The organism is Streptomyces violaceusniger Tu 4113 (genome assembly GCF_000147815.2).
GTDB lineage: Bacteria > Actinomycetota > Actinomycetes > Streptomycetales > Streptomycetaceae > Streptomyces > Streptomyces violaceusniger_A.
Map to the genome: position 1 here is coordinate 9,734,343 of NC_015957.1, position 17,481 is coordinate 9,751,823.

Here is a 17,481-nt window from a genome sequence, read left to right on the forward strand (position 1 = left end):
GTGTTGGGGGCGCGCGTGCGGTGGGGGCGCCTGCGGCGGGCTATGCCCCACCCCGCCCCTTCCCGCAACCGGGGGCTCCACCCCCAGCCCCCGCCGGAGCTCCGCCCCGGACCCCGCTCCTCAAACGCCGGAGGGGCTTGAAGGTGACTCAGCGACCGAAGCCGAAAGCGTCCGCGCCGTCCACCTTCGCCCGCAGGCGCTTGCCCTTTTCCGTGGCCTGGGCGTTGAGTTCGTCCTGGAACTCGCACATGCGCACCTGGAGTCCGGGGTCGTGTGCGGCCAGGATCCGGGCGGCGAGCAGGCCCGCGTTGCGGGCTCCGCCGATGGAGACGGTGGCCACCGGGACGCCCGCGGGCATCTGGACGATCGACAGCAGGGAGTCCATGCCGTCGAGGTACTTCAGCGGTACGGGCACCCCGATGACCGGCAGCGGGGTGACGGACGCGAGCATGCCCGGGAGGTGGGCGGCGCCGCCCGCGCCCGCGACGATGGCCTTGAGGCCGCGGGACGCCGCGTTCTCCCCGTAGGCGACCATCTCGCGCGGCATGCGGTGGGCCGAGACGACGTCCACCTCATACGGGACCTCGAACTCGTCGAGGGCCTTGGCCGCTTCTTCCATGACGGGCCAGTCGGAGTCGGAGCCCATGACGATGCCGATCACAGGAGCGCTCATTCGGTGATGGTTCCTCGGAGGTAGTCGGCGGCGTGCCGGCCGCGCTCGCGCACATCGGCCAGGTCGTCGCCATAGGTGTTGACGTGGCCGACCTTGCGCCCGGGCTTCACGTCCTTGCCATACATATGGATCTTGAGCGCCGGGTCGCGCGCCATGCAGTGCAGATACGCCCCGTACATATCGGGGTAGTCGCCGCCGAGCACATTGGTCATCACGGTCCACGGCGCGCGCGGCCGCGGATCGCCGAGCGGCAGGTCCAGCACGGCCCGCACATGGTTGGCGAACTGGGAGGTGACGGCGCCGTCCTGGGTCCAGTGACCGGAGTTGTGGGGGCGCATCGCCAGCTCGTTGACCAGCAGCCGGCCGTCGCGGGTCTCGAACAGCTCGACCGCGAGATGGCCGACCACCCCGAGCTCCGCCGCGATCTTCAGCGCCATCTCCTGCGCGGTGCCGGACAGCTCCTCGGAGAGGCCGGGGGCCGGGGCGATCACGGTGTCGCAGACCCCGTCCACCTGGATCGACTCCACGACGGGGTAGGCCACGGCCTGGCCGTGCGGGGACCGTACGACATTGGCGGCGAGCTCACGGGCGAAGTCGACCATCTCCTCTGCGAGGACGGGCACCCCCGCGCGGAACGGCTCGGCCGCCTCCCCCACACCGCGGACGACCCAGACGCCCTTGCCGTCGTAACCGCCGCGCACCGTCTTGAGGACGACCGGAAATCCGTCGCCCTCCCCCGCTTCCGCCGCGAACCGCGCGACATCCTCGGGGTCGGCCACGATGCGGTGGCGCGGGCACGGCACACCGGCCTCGCTCAGCCGCTCACGCATCACACCCTTGTCCTGGGCGTGCAGCAGCGCCTCGACTCCGGGGCGGATGGCCACGCCATCCGCTTCCAGGGCGCGCAGATGCTCGGCCGGGACATGCTCGTGGTCGAAAGTGACCACATCACAGCCTTGTGCGAAAGCACGAAGAACGTCCAGGTCGCGGTAGTCGCCGATGACGACCTCGCTGACCACCTGAGCCGCCGAATCCTGGGGGGTGTCACTGAGCAGCTTGAACCTGATGCCGAGGGGGATGCCCGCCTCATGGGTCATACGGGCGAGCTGGCCGCCACCGACCATGCCGACTACCGGGAATGTCACCCTCCCAGGGTAACTTCCTCCGCCGACCGGCCCTGACCTGCGTTGGAGGAACCTCCAGAGATACGCACCGGACACTTGTCCGCGGCCTGAAGGGCACGGGGCGCGGCCGCTGGTTAGCATGGGGGGATGGACGACACCGACGGGACGGGGCTGATCGATCACCATGAGTGAACGGAGCACACTCGGCGGGCTGCGCGCCCAGATGGGGCAACTGGCCCGCGAGCTCGCGAAGTTCGGGGTGGTCGGCGGTGCCGGCGTCTTCGTCAATCTCGCGGTGTTCAACCTGGTCCGCAGCGCCACCGAACTGCCGGTGGTGCGGGCCAGCGTCGTGGCCACGGTGGTCGCCACCGGCTTCAACTACGTGGGATACCGCTACTTCACCTACCGGGACCGCGACAAGCAGGGCCGCACCAAGGAGCTCAGCCTCTTTCTGCTGTTCAGCGCCATCGGCCTGATCATCGAGAACGGGGTGCTCTACGCCGCCACCTATGGCTTCGGGTGGGACAGCTCACTGCAGAGCAATGTGTTCAAGTTCCTCGGCATCGGCCTGGGCACCCTCTTCCGCTTCTGGTCCTACCGGACCTGGGTGTTCCGGACGCTGCCGGCGCGGGACGCCGTCGTGCACGCGGAAGCCTTCCTGTCCGACGCGCCGCCCGCCCAGGCCACCCGTAAGCAGCCGGTCCGCAAGTAGGTCCGCACGCAGCGCCCGAGCGGCCTCGGGCGCCGCTCAGGACCCCGAGGCGTCCTCGGCCTCCCGGCTGAGGAAGAGCGCGAACACCGGCGGATGCTGCTGCAGCAGCTCCAGCCGGCCGCCGTCCGCCTCGGCCAGATCCCGGGCGACGGCGAGCCCGAGCCCGGTGGAGTTCCGTCCGCTGACCGTCCGCTCGAAGACCCGCGCCCCCAGGTCCGGCGAGACCCCCGGCCCCTCGTCGGAGACCTCCACCACGGCCTGGTTGCCGGTGACCCGGGTACGCAGCGCGACCGTGCCGTCACCGTGCATCAGCGAGTTCTCGATCAGCGTCGCCAGCACCTGGGCGACCGCGCCCGGGGTGCCCACCGCGCGCAGCCCCTTCTTGCCCGAGCGCACGATGGCGCGGCCCTCGCTGCGCGAGGCCGGGCGCCACTCCTCGATCTGCTGCTTGACGACCTCGTCCAGGTCGAAGGCGACGGCGGAGCCGCTGCGCGGATCGCGCGAATTGGTCAGCAGCCGCTGGACGACGTCGGTGAGCCGCTCCACCTGGCCCAGCGCGATCGTCGCCTCCTCCTTGACCGTCTCCGGGTCGTCGGTGAGCGTGATCTCCTCCAGCCGCATCGACAGCGCGGTCAGCGGCGTACGGAGCTGATGCGAGGCGTCGGCGGCCAGCCGCCGCTCGGCGGTGAGCATCCGGGCGATGCGCTCGGCGCTCCCGTCCAGCACGTCGGCGACCCGGTCCAGCTCCGGCACCCCATAGCGCCGGTGGCGCGGCCGGGGGTCCCCGGAGCCCAGCCGCTCGGCGGTCTCGGCGAGGTCGGTGAGCGGGGCGGAGAGCCGGTGCGCCTGGCGTACGGCGAGGGCGACGGCGGCGAGCACGGCGAGCAGCGCGACGGCGAGGATGATCAGCATGGTGCGGCCGACCTCGCGGCTCACCGTGGTCCGGGACGCCTCGACCCGTACGACCTCGCCCTGCTCACCCGTCTCCTCGGCGGAGATGACACTGCCCCCGGGGCGCTTGCCGATCTCCACATTGCGGTGGTCGGGCATCCTGATCACGGCGTAGCGGCCGGGCTCGATCTGCTCGCGCAGCACTCTGGGGGTGACCCCCTCGCCCCCCAGCAGCCTGCTGTCGACGATGCTGACCAGGCGCACGGCGTCGGAGCTCACGCTCTCCTGGGCGCTGTTCTCGATGGTCCGCGTCTCGACGATGACCAGCGACAGGCCGAAGACCGCGATGACGACGAGCACCACGGCCAGCGTGGAGTTGATCAAGCGACGGCGCATTGCCCTACCGTGTCAGCCCTGGTCAGTTTCTTCAGCTTTTCTCGAATCGGAAGCCGACACCCCGGACGGTGGCGATATAGCGGGGGTTGGCCGCATCGTCACCGAGCTTCTTGCGCAGCCAGGAGATGTGCATGTCGAGGGTCTTGGTGGACGACCACCACGTGGTGTCCCACACCTCGCGCATGAGCTGATCGCGGGTGACGACCCGCCCTGCGTCCCGCACCAGGACCCGCAGCAGATCGAACTCCTTGGCGGTGAGCTGCAGCTCCTCGTCGCCCATCCAGGCGCGGTGCGACTCGACGTCGATCCGCACCCCATGGGTGGCCGGCTGCTGTTGCTGCGTCTCGACGGCACCGCGCCGCAGCAGCGCCCGGACCCGGGCGAGCAGTTCGGCGAGCCGGAACGGCTTGGTGACGTAGTCGTCGGCGCCGGCGTCCAGGCCGACCACCGTGTCCACCTCGTCCGCGCGGGCCGTGAGCACCAGCACCGGAAAGCCGTGGCCCTCCGTACGGAGCCGACGACAGACCTCGAGCCCGTCCATCCCGGGCAGGCCGAGATCGAGGACGAGCAGATCGACGCCTCCTTGCAGACCGGCGTCGAGCGCGGTGGGTCCGTCCTCGCGCACCTCTACCTCGTACCCCTCGCGGCGCAGGGCGCGGGCGAGCGGCTCCGAGATGGATGCGTCATCCTCGGCGAGCAGTACTCGGGTCATGGGGGTGATGGTAGTCCGCTGAGGTCGGGGCACGGGGCGCGTACGGCGCGACGGACGGTGCACGGAAGGTTGCGCGCCTCCGCCGTGAGCTATCTCTCACCGTCTCCAAAGGTGTCAAGTACGTGTCGTATGGTGAAACAACGTCTGTAGCACTCCTCCGGGACCTTTGGTGACGACGACGCACCCAAAGGTCTCTGTCATGTCCGGAGCGGGGAAGGGGTCGGCACGACCGGCCCGGACCACCTCCGGCGCTCAGTCGCTCAGCCATCCCCCCATGGGCGCTGGCCCGCTCGGCAGCGCTCTCTGAGCACGCAAACGCAAGGAAACCACCATGGCGTCCAGCCTGACGAAGGGCGCCACCGCGCAGGGGACCCCTGCCGGCGGCAAAACCTTCTTCGGCCACCCCCGCGGCCTGGCCACTCTCTTCATGATCGAGATGTGGGAGCGGTTCAGCTTCTACGGCATGCGGGCCCTCCTCGTGGTCTATCTGATCTCCGGCGGCCCCGACGCCAAGGCCGGCGGGCAGGGCGGCGGGCTCGGGCTGACCGAGGGCAACGCGGTGGCCATCTACTCGGTCTACCTGGCCATGGTCTATCTGCTGGCCATGCCGGGCGGCTGGTTCGGCGACCGGGTCTGGGGCCCGCGCAAGACGGTGGTCATCGCGTCCGGGATCGTCATGGCCGGGCATCTGGCGCTCTCCGTCCCCGGCCAGGCGACCTTCTTCGTCGGCCTCGCCCTGGTGGCGCTCGGCTCCGGTCTGATCAAGGCCAACATCTCGACGATGGTGGGCCAGCTCTACGACGGTCCGCAGGACCCGCGCCGGGACGGCGGCTTCACCCTCTTCTACATCGGCATCAACCTCGGTGCCTTCGCCGCTCCGTTGGTCATCGGCACCGTCGGCCAGTCGTACAACTGGCACCTGGGCTTCGCGCTCGCCGCGCTCGGCATGGCCCTGGGTCTGGTCCAGTTCCTGATCGGCACCCGCCATCTGAGCCCGGAGAGCAACGTCGTCCCCACCCCGCTGGCGACCGAGGAGCGCCGCTCCTGGCTGCGCAAGGCGATGATCTGGCTGATCGTCGCCGCGGTCTTCTACACCGGCGTGGTGCTCAGCGGGAGCTGGACCCTCAACTGGGTGCTGATCCCGATCACCATCCTGGGCCTGATCATCCCGACCGGCGTGCTCATCCGGATCAAGCGCGACCGGGACCTCTCGGCCGTCGAGCAGACCAAGGTGAGCGGCTACATCTGGTTCTTCGTGGCCGCCGCGGTGTTCTGGATGATCTACGACCAGGGCGGTTCGACGCTGTCCGCCTTCGCCGAGTCCAAGACCGCGGACACGATCTTCGGGCTGCACTTCCCGTCCTCGTGGTTCCAGTCGGTCAACCCGCTGATGATCATGGCGCTGGCCCCGGTCTTCGCCTGGCTGTGGCTGTGGCTGGCGCGGCGTGACCGGGAGCCGAACACCACGCTGAAGTTCGCGATGGCCCTGGTCCTGATCGGCGCCTCGTTCTTCGTCTTCGTCGTGCCGATGGGGATGACCCAGGACGGGACCAAGGTCAGCCCGCTGTGGCTGGTGTCGATCTACATGGTCCAGACGATGGGTGAGCTGTGCCTGTCGCCGGTCGGCCTGTCGGTGACCACCAAGATGGCGCCGGCGAAGTACGCCAGCCAGATGATGGGCGTGTGGTTCCTCGCCGTGACCGCGGGCGACTGCATCACAGGGCTGCTGTCCATCGCCGGGGTCGACCTGAGCGGGGTCGGGGTGATCACGCTGGAGGCGGTCATGGCGGCGCTCGCGGGCTTCGCGGTCTTCATGTACCGGAAGAAGGTCGTGGCCCTGATGGCCGACGTCCACTGACGTCGGCAGCGGTACGCCGTACTCGGCAGCGATATGAAGGGCCCGGCGCGGGAAAGCGACGCTGTTGGTCAATTCGACCAACAGCGTCGGGAAACCGCGCCGGGCCCTTCGCCGTTCCGGGTGGCTACTCGGTTCAGCGGGTGGTGCCGCGCAGCTTGCGCCACGGGGTGAGGGTGAAGATGGCGCCGCCGAGCAGAACGGTGGTACCGGCGATCAGGGCGAGCGCCTTCAGCCCGCCGTGGTCGCCGGCACCGGTGTCGGCGAGCCCGCCGCTGGTGGCCGAACCGCCGCTGCCCGAGGTGCCGCTGCCGCCGGAGGTGCCGCCCCCGGAGCCGCTGCCCCCGGACGTACCACCGCCGGTCGTGTCACCGCCGGTGGTGCCGCCGGGCTGGCCGGTGGTGTCCAGTTCGAGCGAGGCTCCGGGGTCCTTGGACGGGGTGCAGGTGGTGGTCGTACCGAGCGCCTTGACCGTCAGCACCCCGGGAGTGAGCGTCGACTTGCCGCTCGCGCCCGGCTTGTAGGTGCCGGTGAGGTCGGGGATCTCGATCGGATCACCGGACTTGATGGGCCCCTTGTTGGTCGGCCCCGCCACGGCGACGGTGCCCTTGTCGGCACCGCCGACCTTGACGGCCATCGACGGCTTGACCGAATCGGCGGGGATATCGGCCGGGCTGTCCATCACGGACTTGCCGAACTTCACGGTCAGCGCGAAGCTCCCGCCGCTCTTGGTGGCGTTGATCTGGACCGGGGAGGTCGCGTTCTTGTCGCCGATGGGGGTCTTGCAGGCGTAGGCGACCTCAACCTCCTTACCGGTGTACGAATCGTCTCCGCCGCCCCCGCCACCGGTGTTCCCGCTGGTGGTGCCACTGGTCGTGCCGCTCGTGGTGCCACTGGTGGTACCGCTCGTCGTACCACTGGTGGTGCCACTTGTCGTGCCGCTGGTCGTCCCGCTCGTGGTGCCGCTCGTCGTGCCGCCCGGACCGCTGCCGCCGTCCGTCACCTTGATGGTCGCGGCGGCCTTGACGTCCTCCTTCGCAGAGCACTTGGTGTCCGTGGACAGCGGCTTGCTGACATTGATGTTGTAGCCGCCGGGCGTCAGCGTCACCTCGCCCGCCTTCGTGAGCTTCAGCTTCCCCTTCATGTCGGAGAGCTTCATCTCACCGCCCTTGGGGATCGCCGGGTTCTCCCGCGGCCCCTCCAGGGACAGGTCACCGGTCTGGGCACCGCCCACCGTGATGGTGCCGGTCGGCAGGATGGTGTTGGCCTCCAGGTCGAGGATCGGCGGGTTCTTGGAGGCGGCCTGCACCGTCTTCCACACCACCTCGACCTCCTCCCCGACCTTGGCCGTCGCCGGTGCCGTCACGGCCACGGTCGTGGTGCCCTCCACCGGCGGCAGACCGGAGATCGGGGGCGGTAGACACTCGGTCTTGTACGAGACCTCGGCGCCCGCCGCGCTGCCCGCGCCGAGCAGCACGCCCGCACCGCCGAGCAGCAGCGCGACGGCGGCCGCACTCACTCTTCGTCGCATCTCAGGTGGTTCCTTTCGGAGTCGATCGGATCTCCTCGGACGGTGCGGAAATCTGGTGGTGCGGCGGTGCCTCCGGCGCCGTGTCGGGGGTGAACCAGGGAAGCGCCGGATGCGCGCCGTTCGCCGCGGCCGGTCCGGACGGGGTTGACCCGGACGCGGTTGACCCGGACGACGGGGGCGTGGAGGGGCGCGGCGGTGGCGCGGCCCGGGACGTACGGGGCCGTACCTTGTCCACGACGGCCATGCCGATCCGGAAGACCGTCGCCGCGACCACCACGCACAGCAGGACCCAGAAGAGCGTGACGCCCCAGGGCCGCCCCACCGTCCACGGCTGTTCGACGAGCAGCTTGTCTCCGTAGCGCAGCGAGACCAGATAGTCGCCATGGGCCCCGGCCGACAGTTCGACGTCCAGCTTGACCTGCGTCTTCTTCCCCGGCTGGAGCGTCCCCCGCCATCGCTGCTCCTCCCAGGAGGGGGCGAAGACGCCATGCGAGGTGCCCACTTCGAAGACCGGATCGCGGGCCGGGGTCGAGCCGAGATTGCCGACGGTGACCACGAGCCGTCGACTCGGCGGTGCGCCGAACCAGGTCAGCAGCCCGCTGGACCCGTCGAGCCGGGCCGAGAGCACGCTCAGCCGCTCGCCTCCGCTCCGCTCCTTGGGCAGCGGCGCGACCGGATGCCCGGCGACCTTGAACGCCACGTCCGCGGCGGCGGCTTCACCGGTGACGGTCGCTATATGGATGACACAGGGACAGGGTTCGGGCGGCTCGGACACCGGCAGCTTCTTGGTGAAGGTGCCGTCCGCGCCGACGGTGACCGCCCTGCCGTCGCCGTTGGCACAGGAGTTGGTGCCGCCGATCATGTTCTGCCCGCAGATGAGCAGGGTGAGCAGGGCGCGCGGCCGCCATCGGGCGCCGGTCACGGTGACCGTGCCGCCCGTGCCCGCCTCGGCCCGGGAGACCTTCGCGGTCGGGCCCTCGGCCGCCTTGGCGCCGCCCGTAAGGGGCGCGCCGAGGGCGAGGAGGACCAGGGCGAGCACGGTGACCACGGCGGAGGGCCGGGCCGGGGTGCCTGCAAATCGGCATGCGTTCACGTGGTCGCTCCTGCCCCTGTGCTCTGCGGTTGTGGCTGCGGTCGCGGGGTTTGGGGCCGGCGCCGTCGTCTTCGCAGCAGCCAGACGCCTCCGCCGGTGCCCGCGCCCACCAGAGCCGCCGCCGCGGGGGCGAGCAGCCACCAGGGGACGGCCGTGTATCCGGCGGTCGCCGTGGCGTGCGCGCCCCCGCCCGCGGTGACCGTGAGCCGCACGTCCACCGAGTCGAGGGCGGGCGGATGCGGCCAGCTCTCGGTGAGCCGCACCCGTTTGCCCGGCGGCAGCTCGACCGGCAGGGTGCGGGGGTCCCGGCGCAGCACCTGGCCGAAGAGCCCGTCGGCGCGTACGGCCAGCCGCGGCGTGAGCACGGTGTTGCCGCGGTTGACGAGGGCGTAGCGGATGGCCGCCCGGTCGCCGCGGCCCTGGATCGTCACGTCCTCCACGGCGAGGGCGGGCAGCGTCGCGCCGCTGACCCGCAGCCGCAGCCGGACCGCGATCTCGCGGCCGCCGGAGGAGACCATGACCGCGCCGGGGCGTTCGCCGGGCACCGCGTCGGAGGGGACGGTGACGGTGAAGGGGATGTCGGCGCGGGTGCGGGGCGGCACCGTCACCCGCTGTTCGGCGAGCGCGATACGAGCGCCGTCGGCGCCGCGCAGCCGGACGGTGCGGGGGCGCTCGTCCTTGTTGGTGACCGACAGCTTGTCCTCGAGGACGGCGCCGGGCCCGCCTTCGAGGTAGATGTACGGCCGGTCGCCCGCGCCCGGTGCGCTGCCGCCCCCGGCGGCGGGAGCCGCCGACCAGTCGGGTCCGGCGGCGGCAGCCGGGGAGGCCCAGGACACCGGGGTCGCCGGGGTCGCCGGGGTCATCAGGAACGCGGCCAGCAGGGCCGGGGCACAGACGCGGACGGCTGGGCGGACGACGGCGTGCACGGCCGCACGGCCGACTGCACGGCCGGCTGCACGCCTGACCGCTCGGCCGGAAGTACGACTCACTGCGCGGCTGACGGCACGGATACGCGACGGCATCGGCGGCTCCTCGGCTGCCGCGAGCGTCAGGGGGTCCGCTGACGGCGGGTCAGCCAGAGCGCCCCGGCCACTCCGGCGAGCAGCACCGTGCCGCCGAGGGTGCCGAGCGCGACGGCGGAGTCCGCTGGTCCGGTCTGTGGCAACTGGTCGTTGCCGGAGCCGCCCTGCGCACCGCCGGATCCGCCCGTGCCACCCGTACTCGTACCGCCCGTACTGCCCGTACCGCCGGTGGAACCGGAGTCCCCGCCGCCGCCCGCGCCCTTGACGTCCAGCGTCAGCGAGGGCTTGGGGTTGTTGCCGGGGGTGCAGGTCGTGGTCGTTCCCAGCGCCTTGATGGTGAGGGTCGAGGCGGTGAAGGTGACCTTTCCGCTCTTCTTGGGGGTGTAGGTGCCCGACAGATCACTGATCTTGATCGGGGTGTTGGCCGGGATGGCCTTGTCGTTGGCGGGCCCCGACACCGACAGCGTGCCGCTCTCCGCTCCGCCCAGTTTGATCAGCGCGCTGGGGTGCATGGCGCCCTTGCCGAGCTCGACGGGGCTGGAGGAGACGCCCTTCTCGAAGGACATCGTGAGCTTGTAGGAGCCGCCGCTCGCGACGCTCTTGATATCGATGGGCGATACGGCGCTCTTGTCACCGATCGGTGTCTTGCACTGGTAGTCGACGTCCACGGTGTCGGCGTGCGCGGCCGGGGCGGTGAGGAGCACCACGGAGCCGGCCAGGGCCGCCGCGAGCGTGAGGGCGCCGCCACGGCCGGCCGGGCGCCGTTGGTTGTGGGACACCACGAGATCCCCTCTCGTCAAGCGCCGCAGCCGAATGTAACTGACGGCACATCAGATTGGGCGCTGACGGTACGCCGGGGACCTTGCCAAGGGAAGACAAAAAGCACGCCGGATCGGCGCGTAGCGGAGAAGAGGGGTGAAGTGGCCGCCGCGGCGGCGGGGATCAGGCGGGCCCGGACCGGAAATGCGGCGGGGCCAGGCGGGCCTGGACCGGAAATGCGGCGGGGGTCAGGCGGACCCGTGGCCGGAAAAGCCGGAGGAGACCCCGGCCGTGGACGGCACGGCCGGGTCGACCACGGCCGGGCCGGCGCGGCGGATCAGCCGGGCCTGCGGGTGGGCGGTGGCATCGCGGTGGGGCCTGGGCCGCGCTCTTCAGCCCGGCGCGGCGAGTTCGGCCCAGACCGTCTTGCCGGATCCCTCCACGTTCCGCACGACCCCCCAGTCGAGGCACAGCCGCTGGACGATGAACATGCCGTGGCCACCGGGCCGGCCGGCGCGGTGCGGGGTGCGCGGCGCGGGCGTACCGGTGCCGAGGTCCACGACCTCGAGGCGGAGCACTTTGGCGTTGCAGCTCACGCGCAGCTCCTCGGGGCCCTCGGCGTGCAGACAGGCGTTGGTGACCAGCTCGGAGACGACGAGCAGGACGTCCTCGGCGGCGGCCCGGCGGTCGGCGGTCGCGGCCGGAAGCCACCCCCAGTCGCGCAGCGCCTCGCGTGTGAAGTCGCGGGCGCGCGGAACGGCCCCGCTGGCCCCGATCAGAGCGAGCCTGCGGGTCTGGCGGATGGGGCCGGCGGTCGGGGGTGCCGGGGGTGCCGGTGGGGAGGCCGAAGCCGCGGGGCCGTCCGGGTCCGGGCCGCGGTCGCCCGGCGGATACGGCCGGGTGGTGCTCATCAGCGCTTCACCTCACCGATTCACCGATTCAGGGTCAAGGGATACCTGATCTCTTCAACAGTTTCAGCCTGTCTCCTGCCCGGCCAAAGCGTGAGAACACCCACTACTTCCGCCTCACCGATGTGACGCGGGCAACGCATCGATGACCCACCGATGACACGCCGGAAACAGGAGTGATCTATGTCACTCGACAAGGGCCGCGTCAAGCGACTCATGCACCGTAAAGACAGCGTCCGCGCCCGTGATCTCGAACACCCGGGCAACGATCGGCAGCATCCCGGCCAGATGGACGCCACCGCCTTCGGCCTCGGCCTTGAGCCGTGCACCGAGGAGGACATTGAGCCCGGTGGAGTCGCAGAACTCCAGCTTCGAGCAGTCCACCACCAGCCGGACACGTCCCCCCTCTACGCACTTCTCGAGCGGCTCGCGCAGCACTTCGGCGGTGTGGTGATCCAGCTCACCCGCCGGTGTCACGATCGCGCTCGCCCCGTGGTGCCGAACCTCGACCTGGAGCCGGCCTTTGCTGGCGCTGCCGACCATCCCGCGGTCCATCTGCGCACCTCTTCTGGCGTCTCGTTGCTTTCGATTGCGCGCATCGAACCCTACGCCTTCTACCCGGTCCTCTGGTAGCTGAACATTTCGCATAGTTCGGCAAATATGGACAACGTGGACTTGCCACTTGGTGGCTGATGCAGGTAGGCGTAGAGGGTCACATCCGCTTACGGCCCGGCTTTGGAGGCGCCGCTCACCGGAGCAGCACGCTATGGCACCGGCAGCCATATGCCGAGAACGATGGAGGAGACTATGTCACCCCGCCTTGACGACACGCGTACCGAACCCTCGGGGAGTACTCGGACCACCGTTTCGTCGGCCCCCCTGCCCGAGCAGTTCACTCCCGACGCGGACGCCCAGGCGACCGTTGGCCACCTCTTCGACGAACTGCCGGAATTGTCCGATCTGCCGGAAATACCTCCTTATGACACGGTAGCACCGGTGGACGCGAGGGCTCTGTCGAAGACCCTTTTCGAGCGTCTCGAGGTGCTGGAGGAAGGCACCCACGAATACGCCTATGTGCGTAACACCCTGGTCGAGCTCAACTTGGCGCTGGTCAAGTTCGCCGCCTCCCGGTTCCGCTCCCGCAGCGAGCCGATGGAGGACATCGTCCAGGTCGGCACCATCGGCCTGATCAAGGCCATCGACCGCTTCGAGACCGGCCGGGGCGTCGAGTTCCCGACCTTCGCGATGCCGACGATCGTCGGTGAGATCAAGCGATTCTTCCGCGACACGAGCTGGTCGGTGCGCGTACCGCGGCGGCTGCAGGAGCTCCGTCTCGACCTGGCCAAGGCCGGCGACGAACTCGCCCAGCGGCTGGACCGCGCCCCCACCGTCAGCGAGCTGGCCCAGCGGCTGGACATCAGCCAGTCCGAGGTCGTCGAGGGCATGGCCGCGAGCAACGCGTACACCGCGAGCTCGCTGGACGCCCAGCCGGAGGAGGACGACTCCGAGGGAGCGCTGGCGGACCGGATCGGCTACGAGGACCACGGGCTCGAAGGCATCGAGTACGTCGAGTCCCTGAAGCCGCTGATCGCCGATCTGTCCGCGCGCGACCGGAAGATCCTCTCCCTGCGCTTCGTGGCGAATATGACGCAGTCGGAGATCGGTGAGGAGCTGGGCATCTCCCAGATGCATGTCTCGCGGCTGCTGTCGCGCACCCTCCGTCGGCTCCGTAAGGGTCTGATGATCGAGGAGTGACGCCTCCGCAGACGGGTAAGGGCCCGCCCCCGGCCGACCGGGACGGGCCCTTATCCGTGCGCGCCGCCGTTCGCCCTCACGTCTCGTCGGATCGCTGCCGTTCCGTCAGATCAGGTCAGGTCAGATCAGATCAGATCAGGGTGCCGTTGTGCCACACCGCCGAGACCAGCGGGACACCGGGGCGGTAGGCGAGGTGCACATGGGACGGGGCGTCCAGCAGCACCAGATCGGCGCGGGCGCCCGGGCTCACCCGGCCCACGTCGGTACGGTGCAGCGCCCGCGCCCCGCCGGCCGTGGCGGCCCACACCGCCTCGTCGGGCGTCATCCCCATCTCCCGTACGGCCAGGGCGACGCAGAACGGCATGGAGCTGGTGAAGGACGAGCCCGGGTTGCAGTCCGGGGACAGCGCGACCGTGGCGCCCGCGTCGAGCAGCCGGCGCGCGTCCGGATACGTCGAGCGGGTGGAGAACTCCGCCCCGGGGAGCAGGGTGGCGACCGTCTCCCCCTGGGCCAGCGCGTCGACGTCCGCATCGGTCAGATGCGTGCAGTGGTCGGCCGAGGCGGCGCCCAGCTCCACCGCCAACTGCACCCCGGGGCCGTAGGAGAGCTGGTTGGCGTGGACCCGCGGGATCAGCCCGCGCTCCTTGCCCGCGGTCAGGATGGTGCGGGCCTGGTCGCCGTCGAAGGCGCCCTGCTCGCAGAAGACATCGATCCAGCGCGCGTACGGGGCGCAGGCGTCCAGCATCGGGCCGGTGACCAGATCCACGTACGCGGCCGGGTCGTCGGCGAACTCGGGGGCGACGATATGCGCCCCGAGGAAGGTCACCTCGTCGGTGTGGGCACCGGCGATGGTCAGCGCGCGGGCCTCGTCCTGCGAGGTCAGCCCGTAGCCGGACTTGATCTCGACGGTCGTGGTGCCCTGGCGGCGCGCCTCGGCCACATAGCGGCCGACGTTGGCGTGCAGCACGTTGTTCGACGCGGCGCGGGTGGCGGCGACGGTGGTGCGGATCCCGCCGGCGCTGTACGGGCGGCCGGACATCCGGGCGTTGAACTCCTCGGTCCGGTCGCCCGCGAAGACCAGATGGGAGTGGGAGTCCACAAAGCCCGGAATGGCGGCCCGGCCACCGGCGTCGACCCGGTTGTCGGTGGCGGGTGCTTTGCTGGACTCACCGACCCAGGCGATGCGGTCGCCGTCGATGACGACGGCCGCGTCCCGGATCAGGCCGAGGGGGCCTTCACCGAGGGAGGGGTCATTGGTGACCAGACCGGCGATGTCGGTGATGGCGGTCGTGGTCGGCGCGGTCGTCGCAGTCGTCGCGGTGGTCATCGTGGGGGTGTTCTCCTTCGTCGGCCGTTGCGGTGGCGGCCGGATCACCGTCCGTGCAGGGCTTCGATGGACTCGGCCAGCGCTTGCGGGACGCGCGGGACAAGCTGATGGGTGCCGTCCCGTACGACATGGCGGCCGCCGACCACGGTGTGCCGGACGTCCGCGTTGGTCGCCGCGAATACGGCGGTCTCGGCGCCCAGCCGGGGCGGCGGCCCCGCCGTGCGCACCGAGTCCAGCGCGACCGTGGTGAGGTCGGCGAGCGCGCCCACCTCGATCCGGCCGGCCTCCGCGCCCCAGCCGAGCGCCGCGTGACCGTCCACGGTGGCGGCCCGCAGCAACTGGGCCGCGGTCCAGTGACCGCGGGCGCGGGTGCGCAGCCGCTCGTCGAGCTCCATGGCGCGCGCCTCCTCCAGGATGTCGATCACGGCATGGCTGTCGCTGCCCAGCGAGAGCCGTGAGCCCGCGCTCTGCAGCTCGGCGGCCGGGCCGATCCCGTCGGCGAGGTCACGTTCGGTGGTCGGGCACATACAGACACCGGTGGCGGCATGGCCCAGCAGCCGGATATCGCCGGGGGTGAGATGGGTGGCGTGCACGGCGGTCGTCTCCGGGCCCAGCACACCGTGGTCGGCGAGCAGCCGGGTGGGAGTGAAGCCGTGCGCCTCCACACAGGCGTCGTTCTCGGCGGTCTGCTCGGAGAGATGGACGTGCAGGGGCGCCGTGCGCTCCTGGGCCCACCCGGCCACGGTCGCCAGTTGATCGGCGGGGACGGCCCGCACCGAGTGGATCGCCGCGCCGATGCGGGTGTTGCCGTCGCTCTTCAGCTCGGAGACCCGCTCGGCCCAGGCGTCCGCCGTGCCGTCGGAGAAGCGCAACTGGTGCTCGCCCGGCTCGGCCCCGAAACCGGAGGAGAGATAGCAGGTGTCGAGCAGGGTGATCCGGATACCGGCCTCGGCCGCGGCCGCGATCAGGGCCTCCCCCATCGCGTTGGGGTTGCCGTAGCGGGCGCCGCCGGGCGCGTGGTGGAGGTAGTGGAACTCCCCCACACAGGTGATCCCGGCCATCGCCATCTCGGCGTAGACGGCGCGGGCCAGCTCGAAGTAGCTGTCCGGGGTCAGCCGGTCGGCGACCCCGTACATCACCTCGCGCCAGGTCCAGAACGAGTCCGGCGCGCCCTTCCCCTGCCCCTCGCGCTGCCGGTCCGGCGCGCCCGCCGCCTCGGTCCCCGCCTCGCTCTCCGCCTGTACGACACCGCGCAGGGCCCGGTGGAAGGCGTGGCTGTGGGCGTTGGCCAGACCCGGGATGGTGAGGCCACGGAGAGTGACGGATCCGGCGGGTGGGCGCGGACTCTCGGGCACCACCGCCGCGATCCGTCCGTTGGCCGCGGCCACGATCACCACGTCCGACCGCACGCTTCCGTCCACCCAGGCGTGCTCCGCCCAGTACGTCTGCGCCGTCAGTGACACGCCAGGCCCTCCAGTACCTCCGCGAGTGCGGCCACACCGGCGAGGCAATCGTCCTCGCCCGCCGTCTCCGCGGGTGAATGCGAGACGCCGGTGGGGTTCCTTACAAACAGCATGGCCGTAGGAACGGACGCGGACAAAATGCCGGCGTCGTGCCCGGCCCCGGTCGGCAGCACCGGCACGCCGCCCAGCAGCCCGGACAACCGGTCCCGAAGGTCGTGGGCGAACTCGACGACCGGGGTGAACGACTCCCGGGTGACCCGGACGTCCACCCCGTCGCGCTCCCCGCGCTCGAGCGCGGCGCGCTCGATCTCGCCGACCACGGCGGCCAGGGTCTCCTCGTCGGCGGCGCGCGAGTCCAGCCAGCCGCGGACCAGGCTCGCGATCGCGTTGACCCCGTTCGGCTCGACGCTGACCTTGCCGAACGTCGCCAGTGCCCCGGCGATCCTGGCCTTCTTACGGGCCGCGAGGACGGTGTTGGCGTAGGTGAGCATCGGGTCGCGGCGGTCTTCGATCCGGGTCGTCCCGGCGTGGTTGGCCTCGCCGTGGAAGTCGAACCGCCAGCGGCCGTGCGGCCAGATCGCGGAGGCGACGCCCACGGCGTCGTCAGTGTCCGCGAGGGCGCGCCCCTGCTCGATGTGCAGCTCGACGAACGCGCCGATGCGGGCCAGCCGCTCCGGGTCGGGGCCGATGGCGTCCGGATCGTATCCGGCGCGCTCCATCGCCTGGGGGAGGCTCAGCCCGTCCGCGTCGCGCAGCAGGTGCGCCTGGTCCGTGGTGAGCTGCCCGGCGGTCAGCCGGGAGCCCACGCAGGCCAGGCCGAAGCGGGCGCCCTCCTCGTCGCCGAAGTTGACGATGGCGAGCGGCTTGGTGGGGTGCGCACCCCGTGCTCGCAGCTCGTCGAGGGCGGCGAAGGAGGAGACGACGCCCAGCGGGCCGTCGAAGGCCCCGCCGTCGGGCACGGAGTCGAGGTGGGAGCCGGTGACCACGGCGCCTTGGGCGGTGGGGTCGCCGAGCCAGGCCCATTGGTTGCCGTTGCGGTCCACCTCGTAGGTGAGGCCGCGGTTCTGGGCTTGCTCCTTGAACCACGTTCGGCAGTCGGCGTCGGCTTCCGTCCAGGCGTAGCGGCGGTAGCCGTTGGTCGTCTTCTCGCGGCCTACGGGCGCCAGGTCGCGCCACATCTCGTGGAACGACGGGGTTTCGTGGGCGGCTGACGGTCGGTTGGGTTGTGCCCACCCGTCCCTCCCCCGGCTACCGCTGGGA

The 17,481-nt window shown here is 71.0% G+C and carries 16 protein-coding genes; 3 read left to right on the forward strand and 13 right to left on the reverse strand.

Going from position 1 to position 17,481, the window contains the following annotated elements:
- Nucleotides 1-148: 148 nt before the first annotated feature.
- Nucleotides 149-673: a 5-(carboxyamino)imidazole ribonucleotide mutase gene (purE, locus tag STRVI_RS39745; protein WP_014061214.1), complete on the reverse strand. Its 525-nt coding sequence runs from the start codon at nucleotides 671-673 to the stop codon at nucleotides 149-151.
- Entirely contained in the window at nucleotides 670-1,818 is a 1,149-nt protein-coding gene (locus STRVI_RS39750) for a 5-(carboxyamino)imidazole ribonucleotide synthase (protein WP_086019655.1), read from the reverse strand. Before STRVI_RS39750 ends, purE begins: the two co-directional genes overlap by 4 nt.
- Before the next feature lie 163 nt (nucleotides 1,819-1,981).
- On the opposite strand from STRVI_RS39750, the gene STRVI_RS39755 reads away from it, so the two are divergent.
- Nucleotides 1,982-2,509 (forward strand): GtrA family protein, encoded by a 528-nt coding sequence (locus STRVI_RS39755; RefSeq protein WP_014061216.1) that lies wholly within the window; start codon nucleotides 1,982-1,984, stop codon nucleotides 2,507-2,509.
- Between the two features lie 36 nt (nucleotides 2,510-2,545).
- On the opposite strand, the gene STRVI_RS39760 is transcribed toward STRVI_RS39755, so the two are convergent.
- A complete protein-coding gene (locus STRVI_RS39760) occupies nucleotides 2,546-3,796 on the reverse strand; it encodes an ATP-binding protein (protein ID WP_014061217.1) in 1,251 nt (416 codons plus the stop codon).
- Between the two features lie 31 nt (nucleotides 3,797-3,827).
- Complete coding sequence (locus STRVI_RS39765; protein ID WP_014061218.1) at nucleotides 3,828-4,508, reverse strand: response regulator transcription factor; 681 nt, start codon at nucleotides 4,506-4,508, stop codon at nucleotides 3,828-3,830.
- A gap of 331 nt (nucleotides 4,509-4,839) precedes the next feature.
- On the opposite strand from STRVI_RS39765, the gene STRVI_RS39770 reads away from it, so the two are divergent.
- Nucleotides 4,840-6,366 (forward strand): peptide MFS transporter, encoded by a 1,527-nt coding sequence (locus STRVI_RS39770; protein WP_014061219.1) that lies wholly within the window; start codon nucleotides 4,840-4,842, stop codon nucleotides 6,364-6,366.
- A gap of 133 nt (nucleotides 6,367-6,499) precedes the next feature.
- Here the strand turns inward: STRVI_RS39770 and STRVI_RS39775 are convergent, their stop codons facing one another.
- From STRVI_RS39775 to STRVI_RS39800, 6 genes are all read right to left on the reverse strand, one after another.
- Nucleotides 6,500-7,894, reverse strand: a complete 1,395-nt coding sequence (locus STRVI_RS39775) for a hypothetical protein (RefSeq protein WP_014061220.1) — start codon at nucleotides 7,892-7,894, stop codon at nucleotides 6,500-6,502.
- Between the two features lies 1 nt (nucleotide 7,895).
- A complete protein-coding gene (locus STRVI_RS39780; RefSeq protein ID WP_014061221.1) occupies nucleotides 7,896-8,987 on the reverse strand; it encodes a hypothetical protein in 1,092 nt (363 codons plus the stop codon).
- Nucleotides 8,984-10,009 carry a COG1470 family protein gene (locus STRVI_RS39785; RefSeq protein WP_014061222.1) on the reverse strand — a complete coding sequence of 342 codons (1,026 nt, stop codon included), beginning with the start codon at nucleotides 10,007-10,009 and terminating at the stop codon, nucleotides 8,984-8,986. The genes STRVI_RS39780 and STRVI_RS39785 overlap by 4 nt, the downstream gene beginning before the upstream one ends.
- 26 nt (nucleotides 10,010-10,035) lie before the next feature.
- Nucleotides 10,036-10,791 (reverse strand): LPXTG cell wall anchor domain-containing protein, encoded by a 756-nt coding sequence (locus tag STRVI_RS39790; RefSeq protein ID WP_014061223.1) that lies wholly within the window; start codon nucleotides 10,789-10,791, stop codon nucleotides 10,036-10,038.
- A gap of 369 nt (nucleotides 10,792-11,160) precedes the next feature.
- Nucleotides 11,161-11,679 (reverse strand): ATP-binding protein, encoded by a 519-nt coding sequence (locus STRVI_RS39795; protein WP_014061224.1) that lies wholly within the window; start codon nucleotides 11,677-11,679, stop codon nucleotides 11,161-11,163.
- A gap of 183 nt (nucleotides 11,680-11,862) precedes the next feature.
- Nucleotides 11,863-12,231, reverse strand: a complete 369-nt coding sequence (locus STRVI_RS39800; protein WP_014061225.1) for an STAS domain-containing protein — start codon at nucleotides 12,229-12,231, stop codon at nucleotides 11,863-11,865.
- A gap of 252 nt (nucleotides 12,232-12,483) precedes the next feature.
- Here STRVI_RS39800 and STRVI_RS39805 point away from each other — a divergent pair, with 252 nt between their 5' ends.
- Entirely contained in the window at nucleotides 12,484-13,431 is a 948-nt protein-coding gene (locus tag STRVI_RS39805; protein ID WP_014061226.1) for an RNA polymerase sigma factor SigF, read from the forward strand.
- Nucleotides 13,432-13,561: 130 nt separating this feature from the next.
- On the opposite strand, the gene hutI is transcribed toward STRVI_RS39805, so the two are convergent.
- From hutI to STRVI_RS39820, 3 genes are read right to left on the reverse strand one after another with little or no spacing between them, the layout of a single operon-like run.
- On the reverse strand, nucleotides 13,562-14,758 hold the full coding sequence (hutI, locus tag STRVI_RS39810) for an imidazolonepropionase (RefSeq protein ID WP_014061227.1): 1,197 nt from the start codon (nucleotides 14,756-14,758) through the stop codon (nucleotides 13,562-13,564).
- A 44-nt stretch (nucleotides 14,759-14,802) separates the two neighbouring features.
- Nucleotides 14,803-16,221, reverse strand: coding sequence for a formimidoylglutamate deiminase (locus STRVI_RS39815; RefSeq protein ID WP_014061228.1), 1,419 nt, complete (start codon nucleotides 16,219-16,221; stop codon nucleotides 14,803-14,805).
- Nucleotides 16,212-17,399 carry an allantoate amidohydrolase gene (locus STRVI_RS39820; RefSeq protein WP_014061229.1) on the reverse strand — a complete coding sequence of 396 codons (1,188 nt, stop codon included), beginning with the start codon at nucleotides 17,397-17,399 and terminating at the stop codon, nucleotides 16,212-16,214. Before STRVI_RS39820 ends, STRVI_RS39815 begins: the two co-directional genes overlap by 10 nt.
- Nucleotides 17,400-17,481 lie beyond the last annotated feature (82 nt).